Annotated in this window: 12 protein-coding genes; 9 read left to right on the top strand and 3 right to left on the bottom strand. The window is 65.8% G+C overall.

Going from position 1 to position 16,864, the window contains the following annotated elements; genetic code table 11:
- Positions 1 to 11: 11 nt before the first annotated feature.
- A complete protein-coding gene (gene polA / locus H6935_05805; GenBank protein ID MCP5277865.1) occupies positions 12 to 2,750 on the top strand; it encodes a DNA polymerase I in 2,739 nt (912 codons plus the stop codon).
- 30 nt (positions 2,751 to 2,780) lie between these two features.
- On the opposite strand, the gene H6935_05810 is transcribed toward polA, so the two are convergent.
- The 3 genes from H6935_05810 to moaE all read right to left on the bottom strand — a co-directional run bounded on the left by H6935_05810 (position 2,781) and on the right by moaE (position 6,784).
- On the bottom strand, positions 2,781 to 5,372 hold the full coding sequence (locus tag H6935_05810) for a response regulator (GenBank protein ID MCP5277866.1): 2,592 nt from the start codon (positions 5,370 to 5,372) through the stop codon (positions 2,781 to 2,783).
- A gap of 32 nt (positions 5,373 to 5,404) precedes the next feature.
- Positions 5,405 to 6,253: a PhnD/SsuA/transferrin family substrate-binding protein gene (locus tag H6935_05815; protein MCP5277867.1), complete on the bottom strand. Its 849-nt coding sequence runs from the start codon at positions 6,251 to 6,253 to the stop codon at positions 5,405 to 5,407.
- 69 nt (positions 6,254 to 6,322) lie between these two features.
- Entirely contained in the window at positions 6,323 to 6,784 is a 462-nt protein-coding gene (gene moaE, locus H6935_05820) for a molybdopterin synthase catalytic subunit MoaE (GenBank protein ID MCP5277868.1), read from the bottom strand.
- 85 nt (positions 6,785 to 6,869) lie between these two features.
- Between moaE and H6935_05825 the strand changes: the two genes are divergently transcribed.
- The 8 genes from H6935_05825 to H6935_05860 all read left to right on the top strand — a co-directional run bounded on the left by H6935_05825 (position 6,870) and on the right by H6935_05860 (position 16,771).
- The gene (locus tag H6935_05825; GenBank protein ID MCP5277869.1) at positions 6,870 to 9,710 is read left to right on the top strand and encodes an EAL domain-containing protein; all 2,841 of its coding nucleotides are present in this window, start codon (positions 6,870 to 6,872) and stop codon (positions 9,708 to 9,710) included.
- A 76-nt stretch (positions 9,711 to 9,786) separates the two neighbouring features.
- Positions 9,787 to 10,170 (top strand): DUF1924 domain-containing protein, encoded by a 384-nt coding sequence (locus H6935_05830; protein ID MCP5277870.1) that lies wholly within the window; start codon positions 9,787 to 9,789, stop codon positions 10,168 to 10,170.
- 3 nt (positions 10,171 to 10,173) lie between these two features.
- Entirely contained in the window at positions 10,174 to 10,659 is a 486-nt protein-coding gene (locus H6935_05835) for a diheme cytochrome c (protein MCP5277871.1), read from the top strand.
- Between the two features lie 98 nt (positions 10,660 to 10,757).
- A complete protein-coding gene (locus H6935_05840; GenBank protein MCP5277872.1) occupies positions 10,758 to 11,420 on the top strand; it encodes a response regulator in 663 nt (220 codons plus the stop codon).
- Positions 11,417 to 12,817, top strand: coding sequence for a sensor histidine kinase N-terminal domain-containing protein (locus tag H6935_05845; protein ID MCP5277873.1), 1,401 nt, complete (start codon positions 11,417 to 11,419; stop codon positions 12,815 to 12,817). Before H6935_05840 ends, H6935_05845 begins: the two co-directional genes overlap by 4 nt.
- Positions 12,818 to 12,832: 15 nt before the next feature.
- Positions 12,833 to 13,111 carry a hypothetical protein gene (locus H6935_05850; GenBank protein MCP5277874.1) on the top strand — a complete coding sequence of 93 codons (279 nt, stop codon included), beginning with the start codon at positions 12,833 to 12,835 and terminating at the stop codon, positions 13,109 to 13,111.
- A gap of 237 nt (positions 13,112 to 13,348) precedes the next feature.
- Positions 13,349 to 14,809: a TrkH family potassium uptake protein gene (locus tag H6935_05855; GenBank protein MCP5277875.1), complete on the top strand. Its 1,461-nt coding sequence runs from the start codon at positions 13,349 to 13,351 to the stop codon at positions 14,807 to 14,809.
- A 42-nt stretch (positions 14,810 to 14,851) separates the two neighbouring features.
- The gene (locus tag H6935_05860; GenBank protein MCP5277876.1) at positions 14,852 to 16,771 is read left to right on the top strand and encodes a CBS domain-containing protein; all 1,920 of its coding nucleotides are present in this window, start codon (positions 14,852 to 14,854) and stop codon (positions 16,769 to 16,771) included.
- Positions 16,772 to 16,864 lie beyond the last annotated feature (93 nt).

The raw sequence follows: 16,864 nt of genomic DNA on the forward strand, positions 1-16,864 counted from the left end.
GCACCCCCCGCATGACCGACACCCTGCTGCTGGTGGATGGCTCCAGCTATCTCTACCGCGCCTTCCACGCCATGCCCGACCTGCGGGCCCCGGACGGTTCACCCACCGGCGCCCTCTACGGCGTCATCAACATGCTGAAGCGCCTGCGCAAGGACTACCCCACCGCCCACGCCGCCTGCGTGTTCGACGCCAAGGGCAAGACCTTCCGGGACGACTGGTATCCGGCCTACAAGGCCCAGCGCCCGCCCATGCCCGAGGACCTGGCCGCCCAGATCGCCCCCCTGCACGAGGCCATCCGGGCCCTGGGCTGGCCCCTGCTCATGATCCAGGGGGTGGAGGCGGACGATGTCATCGGCACCCTCACCCACCAGGCGGAGGCGGCGGGCATGAAGGCCGTGGTGTCCACTGGCGACAAGGACCTGGCCCAGCTGGTGACGCCCCACGTGCGCCTGGTGAACACCATGACCAACGAGGTGCTGGACGAGGCCGGCGTGGAGGGCAAGTTCGGCGTGCCTCCGAATCGCATCATCGACTACCTGACCCTCATCGGCGACGCCGTGGACAATGTGCCCGGCGTGGACAAGGTAGGCCCCAAGACGGCGGTGAAGTGGCTGGCAGAGTTCGGCAATCTGGAGAGCCTAATGGCCCGGGCCGACGAGGTGAAGGGCAAGGCAGGCGAGAACCTGCGCGCCGCCCTGGACTGGCTGCCCATGGGGCGCAGGCTCATCACCGTGAAGACCGACGTGTCCCTGGACGTGCATCCCCAGGACCTGCGCTGGGGCGAGGAGGACAAGGCCAGGCTGGTGGAGCTGTTCTCCCGCTACAACTTCCGCACCTGGCTAAGGGAAGCCAGGGGGGAAGTCGATGGCACCCCGGACACAGGCTCTTTGTCCGGGAGAACTGTGGATGAACTGTCTCCCACACCCCAGGTTCCGGTTTCCGACGTCGAGCGCCATTACGAATCCCTCCTGGACGAGGCCGCACTGGACCGGTGGCTTGCAAAACTCGCCGCCGCCGATCTCGTCTGCGTGGACACGGAAACCACCAGCCTGGACCCCTTGCAGGCCAGGATCGTGGGCATGTCCTTCAGCCTGGAGCCCGGCGTGGCGGCCTACCTGCCCCTGGCCCACCACTATGCCGGCGCCCCGGACCAGCTGAACCTGGAAGCCGTGCTGGCCCGGCTCAAGCCCCTGCTGGAAGACCCGGCCAAGGCCAAGGTGGGCCAGAACCTGAAGTACGACTGGCACGTTTTCATGAACCACGGCGTGAATCTGCAGGGCATGGTCCACGACACCCTGCTGCAAAGCTACGTGCTGGAAGCCCACGAGCGCCACGACATGGACACCCTGGCGGCCCGGCACCTGGGGGAGTCCACCATCAGGTACGAGGAGGTGTGCGGCAAGGGGGCCAATCAGATCGGCTTCGACCAGGTGGACGTGGAACGGGCCACGGCCTACGCCGCCGAGGACGCGGACATCACCCTGCGCCTGCATCACGCCCTGCATCCACGCATCGCCGCCGAGACGAAGCTGAACCACGTCTATGCCGACATCGAGATGCCCCTGCTGCCCATCCTGTGCCGCATGGAGCGCACCGGCGTGCGCCTGGATAGCGACCTGCTGCGGGCCCACTCCGACACCCTGGGCCGGGAGATGCTGGAGTTGGAGAAGAAGGCCCATGAAGCGGCGGGCCAGCCCTTCAACCTGAATTCCCCCAAGCAACTGGGCGAGATTCTGTTCAACCAGATGGGCCTCAAGCCCAGCAAGAAGACACCGGGCGGCGCTCCCTCCACCAACGAGGACGCGTTGCAGGAACTGGCCCTGGACCACCCCCTGCCCAGGCTGATCCTGGACTACCGGGCCCTGGCCAAGCTGAAATCCACCTACACGGACAAGCTGCCGGGCATGGTGAACCCCGCCACGGGCCGGGTGCACACCACCTACTCCCAGGCCGTGGCGGTGACCGGGCGGTTGTCGTCCAACGACCCCAACCTGCAGAACATCCCCGTGCGCACGCCGGAGGGCCGCAAGATCCGGGAGGCCTTCATCGCCGAGCCGGGCCACTTCATCGTCTCCGCCGACTACTCCCAGATCGAGCTCAGGATCATGGCGCACCTGTCTGGGGACGAGAGCCTGCTCAAGGCCTTCCAGGAAGACCGGGACATCCACGCCGCCACCGCCGCCGAGGTCCAGGGCGTGCCCCCGGAGCAGGTGACATCGGACATGCGGCGCATGGCCAAGGCGGTGAACTTCGGCCTCATCTACGGCATGTCCGCCTTCGGTTTGAGCGCCCAGCTCAACGTGGAGCGCAACGTGGCCCAGGCCTACATCGACCGCTACTTCAATCGCTACCCCGGCGTGCTGGACTACATGAACCGCACCCGGGAACAGGCCCGCGCGGATGGCTACGTGGAAACCCTGTTCGGCCGCCGCCTCTATCTGCCGGAAATCCAGCGCGGCGGCCCCCGCCGCCAGGGCGCCGAGCGGGCCGCCATCAACGCCCCCATGCAGGGCACGGCGGCGGACCTGATCAAGCTGGCCATGATCGCCGTGCAGGGCTGGCTGGATAAAGCCGGCTTGAAGTCGAAGCTCATCATGCAGGTCCACGACGAACTGGTGCTGGAAGTGCCGGAGAACGAGCTGGAAACCATCCGGTCAGGCCTGCCGGAGAAGATGTGCGGCGTGGCGGACCTGAAGGTGCCCCTCAAGGCGGAACTGGGCGTTGGACCGAATTGGGAGTCTGCCCATTGAGCGCGGAGCGGGTATCCGCCCAATGGGACGTCAGCTGGCCTGGACCCGCTCCAGAGCCTCTAACAGTTCGCCCACATTGATCGGCTTGGACACATAGTCGTCCATGCCTGCATCCATGAAGCGCTCCCGATCCCCCACCATGGCATTGGCGGTGAGGGCGATGACCGGCAGGTGGCCACCGTGGAGGGCCTCGTGCTGGCGCAGGGCCCGGGCCACCTGGAGGCCGTCCATGACCGGCATCTGCACGTCCAGCAGCACCGCATCGTAATCATGGGGTTGGGTTAGCAGGGCCAGGGCCTCGCCGCCGTCCTCCGCCACGCTTACCCGGTGGCCGGCCTTGGCCAGCAAGACCGTGGCCAGCTTGCGGTTCACGGCATTGTCCTCCACCAGGAGGATGTGCATGGCTGTGGCATACCCGACGGAATCCGCTTGCCCCTCTGTCTGTAGAGACCGCCCGTCCACCTTGAAATCCAGGTCGAAATGGAAGCGGCTGCCCTGCCCCGGACGGCTGTCCACCCGGACCTCTCCCCCCATCATGCGCACAAGTTGGCGCACGATGGCCAGCCCCAGTCCGGTGCCGCCGTACTTGCGCGTGATGGAGGCATCCGCCTGGGAGAAGGATTCGAAAATGGACTCCTGCTTGTTCGCGGGGATCCCCGTGCCTGTGTCGGTGACACCGAAGCCAAGCCTGGCCATGTGGTCCCGCGTCCCGACCTGGCTCACTTCCACGGATATGCAGCCCTGCTGGGTGAACTTGACCGCGTTGCCCACGAGGTTGATGAGGACCTGGCTGAGTCTTACCGGGTCGCCGACGATGACCTCCGGCACGTCACGCCCCACGTCCAGGGTCATCTCCAGCCCCTTCTGGCGGGCCTGTACGAACAGGGGCTGCAACGCAGCCTCCAGGGTGGACCGCACCCGGAAGGCGGTGCGCTCGAGGGTCAGGCGTCCGGCTTCGATCTTGGAGAAATCCAGGATGTCGTTGATGATGGTCATCAAGGTATCAGCGGAAGTGCGCACCATCTCCAGGTGCTCCCGCTGTTCCGCCTCCAGGTCGCTGTCAAGCACCAGACGGGTCAGGCCGATGATGCCGTTCATGGGAGTGCGGATCTCGTGGCTCATGTTGGCCAGGAACTCGCTCTTCATGCGATTGGCGTTTTCCGCCGCGGCCTTGGCCTCGGTAAGGGCCGATTCCATCTTCTTGCGCTCGGTGATGTCGCGGAAGACGGTGACCGAACCCGAGACCTTGCCGTGGTCCAGCATGGGCTGGCTGGATATCTCCACCGGCAGGTGACTGCCATCCTGGCGGGAAAAGACCTCCTCGCCATTGAATATCTCGCCGCGGCTCACCTGGCGGTAGATGGGGCACAGGTGCTTGGGCAGGTGCTCGTTGACCGCATGGGAATGGAACAGGTCATGGCCCACCTTGCCCAGCACGTCGGATTCCTTGAAACCCAGGAGCTTCTCGGCGGAAGGATTGAGCAGGGTCACCAGGCCCTGCTTGTCCATGGCGTAGAGGCCGTCCGCCACGGTGTCCGTCACCACTTTCAGGCTCTGCTTCTCCGCTTCCAAAGCCGCGCGGGAACGCAGCACGTGCCAGAACAACACACCCACCGCCATCAACAGCAGGGCGGATGCGAGGAAGGAAACGACGAAATCCCGCAGGAACAGGTTGGCAAGGGGCACCGCACTGTAGGACACCACATAGGCAACCTGCCTGCCTTCCACGTCCTTGACGGGCAGGAAGGCGGCGGCCATGGTCTCGCCCCTCAGGTTGACCTTGACGGTGAGGGGCTTGCCCGCATGCATCCCCTCGGCCACTTCAGGCATTTTCTTCAGCAAGGCGTTGAGGGCCTGCACGCGTGCGGACGGCGGGGGAGGCGAATCCGGCAATTGCAGCCTGGGATCTTCCACCAGGTAATCATCATGCAGGCCGGAACTGGCGTACAGGCTGATCTGCTCCGGCGCGAGACGTCCCTCCACGGCGCCGCGGCTCAGGATGAACGCGTATTCGTGGGAATGCTCCAGGGTGGCCATGGCATCCCGGATGGCGCGGAAACTGACGCTCGCCTCCATGCTGCCCAGGTGCTCACCGTCTATCAGGATGGGATAGACATAGCGGAATCCTGAAAGCACCCGCCCAGTCTCGAAGCCCGAGACCGGACGCTTTTCCACATTGGCGATGCGCACGGAAGGACGGATGTCGAACAGGGCGTCGCCAAATCTGGCCGGCTCGTGAAAGCGCAGGAAACTGGCGCCGTTGGCTTGATGGAAATGAAACTGGCGCAGGCTGTTCTTCTTGAGCTGGGCATAGGTGGGATACAGCAGCCGATACAGCTTGCCCCGGTTCGCGGCCTGTTCCTCCTCGTCCTGGGTGGAAAAACCCTGCTTCAGGGTGTCGACCACCTCCGGTCGCTGCATGATCTCCTGGAACAACAGGTCTGTGGCCAGCGCGAACATCTGCACGCTGGAACGGTAAGCCGTTTCCAGGCCGAGGGTCTGTTGGCGCAGGTACTGCTCGTCCTTTTCCCGCCAGTCCCGGTAAAGAAACACCCCCACCAGGGTTTCAAGGCCCAGCAGGATGACGGCGAAGAACCTGAAGTTGAGTTGAAACCCGCTCAAGCGCACGGCAGTCCCGCTTCGGATGTGACTGGTCAGAAATTGCCCTCTTCCGGGATATCGGCACGGGCCCGCAGCTTGCGCACCGCATCATAGTCGGCATCACTGGCCGGAACAGCTCCCCGCTTGATGTTCTCCCCCCAGTTCTGGGTCAGGGCGGCATCGTCCTTGTCATCCAGCGGTTTCAGGGCGGTGAGGGCCTTGCGCAAGGCCTCTATGGTGGCCGCGTCCAGGGTGCGACTGTTGGCGATGAGGGCAAAGCCCGGCAGGGCAGGCGTTTCCGCCACGATGCTGAGGCCCATGTGTGCATATTTCCTGCCGATGGCGGTTTTCAGGCCACCCGCGTCGAATTCACCCCGGGCCACCGCCAGGGCCACTTCGTCATGCTTGTCCAGGTAGCGGTAACGGTTCTGTTCCAGGGTCACGCCCGCCTGGCGCAGCAGTCCGTCGGTGGACAGGTAGCCGCAGGTGGAGAGGGGTTGGGTCAGGGCGATCTTCTTGCCCTTCAGACCGCTCAAGGGGATCTTTACTCCCGCCACCACGATGGCGCAGGTGTAGCTGGACTTGCCGGACTTTTCCACGAAATGCACCACCGGGACCGCCTGGGGATACTTTTCCCGCAGGGCCGCATAGGGCAAGGGTCCCAGGTAGGCCAGATCGACCTTGCCCGCCTGGAATTTTTTCAGGATGTCGGCGTAGTCGCTGCTGTACTCGATGCGAAAATCCGCCGTGATGTGCTTTTCCAGGTAGGAGAGCATGGGGCGAACCTGCTTGACCACGATCTCCGGCTGCTCCATGGGCAGGGGCGCGAAGGTCAGGGTGCGGGCCTGGGCGGTTGCGGCACAGCCCAGCGCGAGCAATAACGCGACGGGTTTGAAGAACATGGGAAACTCCCCGGGAAGACCCTACTTTTATCGGACAAAGCAGTCACTTCTTGAGGATGGCTTTCCCGATCAGGATGACGCCCGCCAGCGGGCAGCCGCGGTGTCGTCCGATTCCCGGGCATCCACCCACTTCTCCCCTGCCGGCGTGGTTTCCTTTTTCCAGAAGGGAGCCCGGGTCTTCAGGTAGTCCATGATGAACTCGCAGGCGGCAAAGGCATCACCCCGGTGGCCCGAGGCCACCGCCACCAGCACGATGGGCTCCGTGGGGGACAGGGGCCCGACGCGATGGATCACGCAGCAATCCAGCACCTCCCAACGAGCCTTGGCCTCGGCGACGATGTCCGCCAGGGCCTTCTCGGTCATGCCCGGATAGTGCTCCAGGGTCATGGCGGAAACGCCCTGGCCCTCGTTGATATCCCTTACCAGACCCAGGAAGGCAGCCACGGCCCCAACCCTGGGGTTGGCCTGATGCAGGGCCGCGATCTCGGCGGCCAGGTCAAACGGGTCAGACTGAACGCGTATCTTCTCCACTCCTTGCTTCCCCACGATGCCTTTTCAAATGTCAGGGTGAATCTTGCTACGATTCACTCAAACAACCTAAAAAAATCCGCCCCCGTTGAGCCTCGCCTCCACATTCAGCTTTGTCGACACGCCACCGGACACGAGCCTGCTCTATGTTGGCGTCTACGACCCGTGGCTGGTGGCCCTTTCGATCCTGATCGCGATGTTCGCCTCCAATGTGGGCCTCGGCGTGGCGGACCGGCTCAGCGCCACCGCTTCCCCCCTGGAAAAGTGGATCTGGACCGGGGTGGGCGCCCTGACCCTGGGCATCGGAGTGTGGGCCATGCATTTCATCGGCATGCTGGCCTTCACCCTCCCCTGCACTGTCCGCTATGACAAGCTCATCACCCTGCTCTCCATGGTGCCCAGCATCCTGGCCAGCGGCATGGCCCTGCGCATGATCAGCCGGCGTAGGCTCTCCTGGGGCAAGCTGCTCCTGGGTGGCATCCTGCTGGGGGCCGGCATCGGAGTGATGCACTACACCGGCATGGCTGCCTACCAGATGGACGGCCTGGTTCGCTATGACCCCTTGCTTTTCGTGGTTTCCATCATCGTTGCGGTGGTGCTTGCCATTGTGGCCCTTTGGGTGAGGCGGGGACTGGGGCGCTCCATCGCCCTGCGCCCGCGCATGATCAATTCCCTCAGCGCTCTGGTCATGGGCATGGCGGTTTCCGGCATGCATTACACCGCCATGGCCGCAGCCTATTTCATCAGCGACGGGCGCCCCGGCGTCCCGGATTCCGGCCTGACGTCCACATTCCTTGCCCTGGCAGTCAGCCTGGTGACCTCCCTGCTGATCGCCGCCGTGCTGGGGGCCACCTTGCTGTATCGCCAAAGGGACCTGCTCCTGAGGGCCGTGGCCAGCGAGCAGCGTGTGAGGCGTATTCTGGAGACCACTCAGGAAGGTTTCATCGTGACCTCGCCGGATGGCGTGCTGGTGGAGGTGAACCCGGCCTTCTCGCGCATGATGCTGGCCCGGACAGGCGACCTGACAGGTCGCCCCCTCCTGGATTTCGCCCAGGGCCGCCAGCAAGACTTGCTGGTGGAGGAAATGCGCGGGCGCCTGCGGGGCGAGCAAGGCAGCTATGAAATCGAGCTGACCAGGGCGGACGGCTCCCCCCTGCCCTGCAGGATCAGCGCCACGCCCATACGCAACGACCAGGGCGAGGTGAGCGGTGCCTTTGCCCTGGTCAGCGACCTCACCAGCCGCCGCCAGCACGAGGCCTACATGCGCCAGGTGCTGGCCATGTTCGAGAACACGGCGGAGGGTGTCCTGCTCACGGATGCACAGGGCGCAATCATCTCGGTGAACCCCGCATTCACCCGCATTACCGGCTATGCCGAGTCTGAGATCCTGGGGGCCAATCCCCGCATGCTGCAGTCGGGCCGCCATGACCCCGCCTTTTACGGCCAGATGTGGAAGGAAGTCCGGGCCACGGGCCACTGGCAGGGGGAACTCTGGAACCGCCGCAAGAACGGCGAGGTCTTCCCCGAATGGCTCACCATCAGCGCCGTGCTGGACGATGAAGGCCAGGTCCAGAACTTCGTGGGGGTATTCTCGGACATCAGCCATATCAAGCGCTCCGAGGCGGAACTGGAACGCCTGGCCCATTACGACCCCCTCACGGACCTGCCCAATCGGGCCCTGCTCAATGCCCACCTGGGCCATGCCCTGGACCGGGCCAAACGGCACAAGGAACGCCTGGCCGTCATGGTGCTGGACCTGGATGGCTTCAAGACCGTGAACGACAGCCTGGGCCATCCCGCCGGCGACCTGCTGCTGCGGAAGATCGCCGCTCGCCTGCGGGAAGCCCTGCGCCAGGAGGACACGGTGGCGCGCCTGGGCGGAGACGAATTCGCCGTGGTGCTGGAGTCCCTGGGCCAGGACGTGAACCCGGGCCAGGTCGCGGAGAAGGTCATCGCGGCAGTGGCCGTGCCCGTTGACCTCCAGGGCCACAGCGCCCTGGTGACGGTCAGCGTGGGCATCGCCCTGTTCCCGGACGACGGGGGCGATGCCACCACCCTGCTCAAGGCCGCGGACACGGCCATGTACGCCAGCAAGCAGGCGGGCCGCAATACCCTGCGCTTCCACCACGCCGAGATGAGCCAGGCGGCCCACCTGCGCCTGACCCTGGAACACGGGCTGCGTCGGGCCCTGGACCAGGGGGAACTGGAGGTGTGGTACCAGCCCCAGTTCGAACTGGCCGGCGGCGGCCTGGTGGGGGCCGAGGCCCTGGTGCGCTGGCGCGATCCCCTGGAGGGCCTCATTCCACCCCAGCGCTTCATCCCCCTGGCCGAGGAGACCGGACTGGTGCTGCCCCTGGGGGAGTGGGTCCTGCGCCGGGCCTGCCAGGATGTCCGCGCCTGGTTGGACAAGGGGCTGGATTGCGGCAAGCTCTCCGTCAACGTGGCCGGCCCCCAGATCGAGCGGGGGAACTTCTTTGCCACCGTGCAGGCGGTGCTGGCGGAAACGGGCCTGTCCCCCGAGCGCCTGGCCCTGGAGATCACGGAAAGCTTCCTCCTGCGCAATGCGGACCAGGCCATGGCGGTGGTGGCCAGGCTCAGTGAACTGGGCATCCAGGTGGCCATCGACGATTTCGGCACGGGATACTCGTCCCTTTCCTACCTGAAGTACCTGAAAGCGACCGCGCTGAAGATAGATCGCCAGTTCGTGCGGGATCTGCCGGATGACAAGGACGACGCCGCCATCACCCGGGCCGTCATCGCCCTGGGCCACAGCCTGGGCTTCCGCGTCGTCGCGGAAGGGGTGGAAACCCAGGCCCAGATGGCCTTCCTGCAGGCGGAAGCCTGCGACGAGGCCCAGGGGTATCTTTACAGCAGGCCCTTGCCCGCCCCCGAGTTCACAAAATTCCTTATGGCGAGCGCGGGTATTTAAGGCGGAATTAAGCTTTCGCCGCGAAAGTGCATGGCGTCATCTGCAAGGAGAGAGCCATGCGCATCCATCTGATTACATTGCTTCCGCTGCTGGCGTCGACACCCGCCGGCGCCGATCCGCTGGCCGACTACGCCGCCGTGGCCCGGCAGGAAACCCCAACCTTCCAGGCCTTTTCTCCCGAACGGGGCAGGCAGTTCTTCCAGGCCCGGCAGGGCAGGGCAGGGATGCAGGCACGGAATCCTGTACCAGTTGCCATACGGCGGACCCCAGGGCGGAAGGCCGCCATGCCCGCACCAACAAGCTCATCCTGCCCCTGGCACCCGCGGCCAATCCGGAACGCCTCACGGACCGTGCCCAGGTGGAGAAATGGTTCAAGCGCAACTGCAATGACGTGCTGTCCCGGGCCTGCACCGCCCAGGAAAAGGGAGATGTCATCGCCTACCTGCGCACCGTGCGCTGAGGCATGACAGCCATGAAAAAAATGATGCTTGCCTTGCTGCTTGGCGCCCTTGGCGCCGGCGTCGCCCAGGCCGACCGGGGCGAAGGCCGCCTCCTGCAGGCCACCCTCCCCACCGCCCCTGGCTACGACACCTGGCAAAGGGAATGCGGCAGTTGCCACGTGGCCTATCCCCCGATCCTGCTGCCCGCCTCGTCCTGGCGGGCCATGATGGGTGGCCTGAAGTCCCATTTCGGCACGGACGCCAGTCTCACTGCGGAAGAGCAGGAGGCCATAACGGCCCTTCTCGCAGGCCATGCCGGCAGCCCTAAGGTGGACCCCGCCGAACCCCTGCGCATCACCCGCTCACCCTGGTTCCTGCGGGAACATAGGGAAGTCCGGCCCCTGGCCTGGAAACGCCCAGCCGTGAAAAGCCCGGCCAACTGCCAGGCCTGCCACGGCCAGGCGGAGAAGGGGGACTACAGCGAACGCCATATCCGCATTCCCCGCTGACGATGGCCTTTCCCCATATAACGGGCCTGGGCGGAACCGGGTAGCCTGACGTCATAATTCCAGGGTTCCCGGGATTGGCCCGGTATCGAGAGGCACCCATGCGCATTCTGCTGGTGGAAGACGACGCCCTGCTGGGGGACGGCCTGCAGGCCGGGCTGCGCCTGGCGGGCTGGAGCGTGGACTGGATGCGGGACGGCGACCAGGCCCGGGTGGCCTGGCTGGGCCAGCGCTACCATGCCTGCGTGCTGGACCTGGGCCTGCCCCGGCGGGACGGGCTGACGCTGCTGAAGGAAATGCGCGCCCGGGACGACACCACTCCCGTGCTCATCCTCACCGCCCGGGACACCCAGGCCGACAAGGTGAACGGCCTGGACGCAGGCGCCGACGATTACCTCACCAAGCCCTTCGACCTGGCTGAGCTGCAGGCCCGACTGCGGGCCCTGGTGCGGCGTGCAGGGGGCCAGGCCGGCCCCCTGCTGGTCCATGCCGGAGTCAGCCTGGACCCGGTGGCCCGCCGGGTCAGCCTGAAGGGGGAGGCCATCATGCTCTCGGCCCGGGAATACGCCCTGCTGTACGACCTGCTGGCCCACAAGGGACGCATCCGCTCCCGGGCCGAACTGGAGGACAGCCTGTACGAGTGGGGCCAGGAGGTGGAAAGCAACACCGTGGAGGTCTACATCCACCACCTGCGCAAGAAGCTGGGCAGCGACTTCATCCAGACCGTGCGGGGCCTGGGCTACCTGGTAGGCGAAGTCACATGAAATCCCTGCGTGCCCGCCTGCTCTGGTCCGCTGGCGCCGCCACCCTGGTGGTCTGGGGCATCGCAGTGGTGGCCAGCTACCAGGGCGCGCGCCATGAGGCCATCGAATTCCTGGACGGCCAGCTGGCCCAGTCCGCCCGCCTGCTTCTCTCCCAGGTCCGTCATGAAATGGAGGACCTGCACGAAGGGGATGGAGAAGGCCTGTGGGAAGACGGGCTGGTGGAACATATGGATCCCGGCCCCCTGCACGGCTACGAACAGCCCCTGGAATTCCAGGTATGGGCCCTGGATGGACAGGGTGGGGGGCGTCTGGTGCTGCGCTCCCCCCATGCCCCGCTCCTGGGGCTCCATGCCAGGCCGGGTTATGCCGAGATCACCCACGACGGCCGGGAATGGCGCATCCTCAACCAGCGGGACGGGGACCAGCGGCTCCAGGTCCAGGTGGCCCAGCCCACGGGCAAGCGATCCCAGGCCGCCCTGGAGGTGGCCCTGCGGGTACTGGCTCCTTTCACCCTGGCCCTCCCCCTGCTGGTGCTGCTGCTCTTCATGGCCGTGGGCCGGGGCCTGCGCCCCCTGGAGCGGCTGGCGGCCGATGTGGCAGCCCGGGCCCCCGACGCCCTGGCACCCCTGCCCACCGGAGACATGCCCCAGGAGGTGTTGCCCCTGGTCACCGCTCTAAACACCCTGCTGGAGCGCCTGGGCCGGGCCCTGGACAACGAGCGACGCTTCACCGCCGATGCCGCCCACGAACTGCGCACACCCCTGGCCGCCCTCCAGGTCCAGGCCCAGGTGGCCCATATGGCTCGGGATGAAACCACCAGGAACCACGCCGTGGATCAGGTGCTGGCGGGGGTGACCCGGGCCACCCATCTGGTGGAGCAGTTGCTGCGCCTGGCCCGCCTGGACCCCATGGACAGCTTGGCGGATGCTGCCCCCTGCCCCCTCGCCCCCCTGGCCGAGCAAGTCGCCGAGTCCCTGCGTCCCCAGGCACGCGCCCGGGACATCGTCCTGGACATCCTGGTGCCCGGGGGCCTGGTGCTCAGGGCGGATGCCGATCTGCTGGGCCTGGCCTTGCGCAACCTGCTGGAAAATGCCATGCGCCATGGGTCGGAGGCCGGCCGGGTGGAGGTAGGTGCCGACGAGGGAGCCGAAGGGACTCCTGGCGGAGCCCGGCTATGGGTGCGGGATGACGGCCCCGGCGTGCCCCAGGGAGAGCTGGCGCGCCTTACGGAACGCTTCTACCGGGGCCGGGAAGTAAGTGCCGAAGGCAACGGCCTGGGGCTGGCCATCACACAGCGCATTGCCAAACTGCATGGCGCCGAGCTGCGCCTGGAGAACCTGGCCGGCGGTGGTTTCCAGGCCACGCTGGCTTTTCCCGCCGCCTTGAGCGTCCGTTGACTCCTGGCACGGAAAATGCGCCCGCCAGGCAACCACGTCCGTCTGACCATCCAGGTGGCCAACACCCCCGCCAACCGCAACCTCATGTTCAGCCTAAGCATGCCTCGGCCACACCTCCCCCTGAGCGGGCTGGTGCTCCTGCCGGGCTTCCTCATCTGGGCCGCGGTGGGACGGGCCCTGGCGCCCATGGAACGGGCGCGACGGGATATCGGCCAGCGGGACGCCCTGCGCTACACTTCATCCTCCGGCCGGGTGGACCTGGCCCTGAATCTGGAGAAAGCAAGGTCGTGCTGACGGTCCGCGACATTGGCCCTGGCATCCCGCCGCATGAGAGGGACCGAGTGTTCGATCCGCCACCGCCTGGCGGGCGGCGACGTCCCCGGCGGCGGCCCGGGACTGACCCTCTTGTGTGAAGACGTGGCCCAGCACCATCACGATATTCGGCTGGAAGACACTCCCTGCGGCGGCCTCGCCATGCAAATCGCGTTTCCGGCCGCGCCCCCGTCGCCATGAGCCACCCATAGGACGCCCATGAGACGTCGCCTCCTTCCCATACTCAAGGTACTGGGCATGGTCATCGGCGTGTTCGGCCTGTCCATGCTGCTGCCCCTGGCCATCTCCCAGGCCATCGACGACCAGGCCCAGATGGCCTATGACGAGGCCGTGCTCATCACCCTGGCCCTGGGCCTGCTGCTCTGGCTGGTGTCGGCGCGCTGCCGGGAAGAACTCAAGCCCCGGGACGGCTACCTGCTTGTGGTGCTGATCTGGACCCTGACGCCCGCCCTGGCCGCCCTGCCCCTTCTGATCCACATGCCGGACCTGTCCTTCACCGACGCCTATTTCGAGACCATGTCCGGTCTCACCACCACCGGCGCCACGGTCCTGTCCGGCCTGGATGACCTGCCCCCCTCCATCAACGTCTGGCGCGCCCAGCTGCACCTCGTGGGCGGCATGGGCGTCATCGTGCTGGTGGTGGCGGTACTGCCCCTGCTGGGCATCGGCGGCCGGCAGATGTACAAGGCGGAGACACCGGGTCCCATGAAGGACACCAAGCTCACGCCCCGCATGGAGGAGACCGCCAAGGGGCTTTGGGTGGTGTACCTCATCGCCACCAGCGCCTGCTTCCTGCTGTTCCACTTCTTCGGCATGAGCTGGCTGGACGCCCTGATCCACGCTTTCTCGGTCATGGGCCTGGGGGGCTTTTCCTCCCACGACGCCAGTTTCGGCCATTTCGACTCCGTGCCCCTGGAACTCATCGCCGAGGGCTTTGCCCTGCTGGCGGGCATGAATTTCGCCACCCATTTCCTGGCCCTGCGCCAGAAAAGCCTGCATCCCTACCGCATGGACCCGGAAATCCGCTGGTTCCTGGGCATTGTCCTGGGCAGCTGCTTCATGCTGGCCCTCTATCTGTGGGCCCGGGATATCTACCTGGACTTTCCCAGCGCCCTGCGCTACGCCAGCTTCAACACCATCTCCATGGCTACCAGCCTGGGCCTGGCCACCGCGGACTTCAACATCTGGCCCTATTTCGCGGGCCTGTGGCTGCTGTTCCTGTGCAGTTTCTCCACCTCGGCGGGATCCACCGGCGGCGGCATCAAGATGATGCGGGCCATCCTGCTGTACAAGCAGGTGTTCCGGGAGATCAGGAAGGCCTTGCACCCCCAGGCTGAACTGCCGATCCGGCTGGGCGAAACGGTGGTACCCAACAAGATCATGTACGCCGTGCTGGCCTTCGCCTTCGTGTACATGGTGTCGGTGGTGGGCCTCTCACTATTGCTCATCTTCTCGGGCCTGGACGTGTTCACCGCCTTCTCCGCCACCGTGGCCTGCGTGAACAACACGGGCCCCGGCCTGGGCCAGGTGGGCCCCGCCAACACCTATGCCGTGCTAAGCGACTTCCAGACCTGGGTGTGCACCTTCGCCATGCTCCTGGGACGGCTGGAGCTTTTCACCCTGCTGGTGGTGCTCTCCCCCGCATTCTGGAAGAAATAACCGTCCGGAGCATTAAAATCCCTGCTCCCACGGAGATTGACCATGACCCCAGCAAGAGACCCCGCCCCTGCCGCTGCCACCCACTCTCCCAACGCCCCCAACACCCTTATCCAGGCCACGGTGGATCACCTGGCCCGCTTCGCCCCCTTCGACGGCATGGCGAAGGATCACCTGATCTGGCTGGCGGAACGCCTGAATCTGGGCTACTTCGCCAAGGGCGAGGTCATCCTGGAACCGGACCGGGGCAACGTGGACCGCCTGTTCATCATCAAGCAGGGCATCGTCCAGGGCGAACGGGAAGATTCCAGCGCCTGGCTGGAAGTCCACGAGGGGGAGTCCTTCCCCCTGGGGGCCCTGCTGGCCAACCGGGCCCCCATCTCCACCTTCCGGGCCAAGGGGGACGTGTTCACCTACGAGCTCTCCGCCGCGGACTTTCACGCCCTGCTGCGCCTCTCGCCGGAATACCACGACTTCTGCACCCGCCGCATCGCCGCCCTGCTGGCCAGGTCCCAGCAGACCATGCAGGCCCAGTACGCCACCGCCACCTCGGGCCATCAGTCCCTGGAAAAGCCCCTGTCAAGGATCATCCAGCGCAAGCCCATCACCTGCATGCCGGACACACCGATCAGGGAGGCCCTGGAGACCATCCAGGCCAACAAGATCAGCGCCATCGTCGTCACCCAGGATGACTTTCCCGTGGGGGTGTTCACAGTGCGGGATCTCATCAGCCGGGTGGTGTTGCCGGGTACGGACCTGGTTACCCCAATCCGCCAGCTGATGACCCCGAACCCGGTCTACCTGGCTCCCAGCGACCATGCCTTCGAGGCCGCCCTGCTCATGGCCCAGCGGGGATTCCGCCATATCCTGGTGGTGGACAAGGGACACCTTGTGGGCGTGGTGTCCGAGAAGGATCTGTTCTCCCTGCAACGGGTGGGGGTAACCCGCATTTCCTCCAATATCCGCGCCGCCGAAAGCCTGCTGCCCATCCAGGCCGCCGCCGGGGACATCCGCCAACTGGCCCACAACATGCTGGCCCAGGGCGTCACGGCGGAACAACTCACCCAGCTCATCTCCACCCTCAACGACCTGGTCACCAGCCGCATCATCGAACTGCAACTGGCCAAGGACCCGGAAGCGGCCAGGATCGAGTTCTGCTGGCTGGCCCTGGGTTCGGAAGGCCGCCTGGAACAGACCCTGAACACCGACCAGGACAACGGCATCATCTTCACCATTCCCCCGGGCATGGACGCCGAGGGGGTGCGCAAGATCCTGCTGCCCTTCGCCAAGCGGGTCAACGACGACCTGGATGCCTGCGGCTTTCCCCTGTGCAGCGGCGAGGTCATGGCCTCCAACCCCAAGTGGTGCCTTTCCCTGGCGGAGTGGAAGAAGACCTTCGACCACTGGATCGACCACGGCGACCCCGTGGCTCTGCTGAATTCCACCATCTTCTTCGACTTCCGCGCCCTGCACGGCGCCGAGCAACTGAGCGAAACCCTGCGGACATGGCTGAGGGACGAGGCCCGCAAGAACAGCCGCTTCCTGCACCAGATGGCGGTGAACGCCATGCGCAACCGGCCGCCCCTGGGCATGGTGCGGGACTTCGTCACCGGCGAGGGGCACACCCTGGACCTGAAGCTCAACGGCATCACCCCCTTCATCGACGCCGCACGCATCTACAGCCTGGCCTACGGCATCACCGAGACCAACACCCTGCAGCGCCTGCGGGCCATCGCCGAGCCCCTCCACATTAAGGAGCAGGATGCCGAAGCCTATTGCGACGCCTTCGTCTTCATCCAGCTCCTGCGCCTGCGACAACATCATGACCAGAGCGAACGGGGCGAGACCCTCTCCAACAAGATCGACCCGGACCAGCTCAACGACCTGGACCGCCGCATCCTGAAGGAGGCCTTCCGCCAGGCCCGCAAGCTCCAGACCAAACTGAGCGTGGACTACCAGGTATGAGCGCCTCCGCCCGGCCGCCCGTAGAAGGCGCTCACCCTCCCCCGGGGAGGAAGTCACCCCGTGACAGGAGGGCCGTACCATGAGCGCCTACGC

Source organism: Thiobacillus sp. (assembly GCA_024235835.1).
Classification (GTDB): Bacteria; Pseudomonadota; Gammaproteobacteria; order Burkholderiales; family Thiobacillaceae; genus PFJX01.

Bases quoted from the DNA above. Each gene is read 5' to 3' on its own strand.
- H6935_05850 (MCP5277874.1), top strand. From the start codon at position 12,833: ATGCGCCCGCCAGGCAACCACGTCCGTCTGACCATCCAGGTGGCCAAC.
- H6935_05860 (MCP5277876.1), top strand. From the start codon at position 14,852: ATGACCCCAGCAAGAGACCCCGCCCCTGCCGCTGCCACCCACTCTCCC.
- H6935_05815 (MCP5277867.1), bottom strand. From the start codon at position 6,253: ATGTTCTTCAAACCCGTCGCGTTATTGCTCGCGCTGGGCTGTGCCGCA.
- H6935_05835 (MCP5277871.1), top strand. From the start codon at position 10,174: ATGACAGCCATGAAAAAAATGATGCTTGCCTTGCTGCTTGGCGCCCTT.
- H6935_05845 (MCP5277873.1), top strand. From the start codon at position 11,417: ATGAAATCCCTGCGTGCCCGCCTGCTCTGGTCCGCTGGCGCCGCCACC.
- H6935_05840 (MCP5277872.1), top strand. From the start codon at position 10,758: ATGCGCATTCTGCTGGTGGAAGACGACGCCCTGCTGGGGGACGGCCTG.
- H6935_05855 (MCP5277875.1), top strand. From the start codon at position 13,349: ATGAGACGTCGCCTCCTTCCCATACTCAAGGTACTGGGCATGGTCATC.
- polA (MCP5277865.1), top strand. From the start codon at position 12: ATGACCGACACCCTGCTGCTGGTGGATGGCTCCAGCTATCTCTACCGC.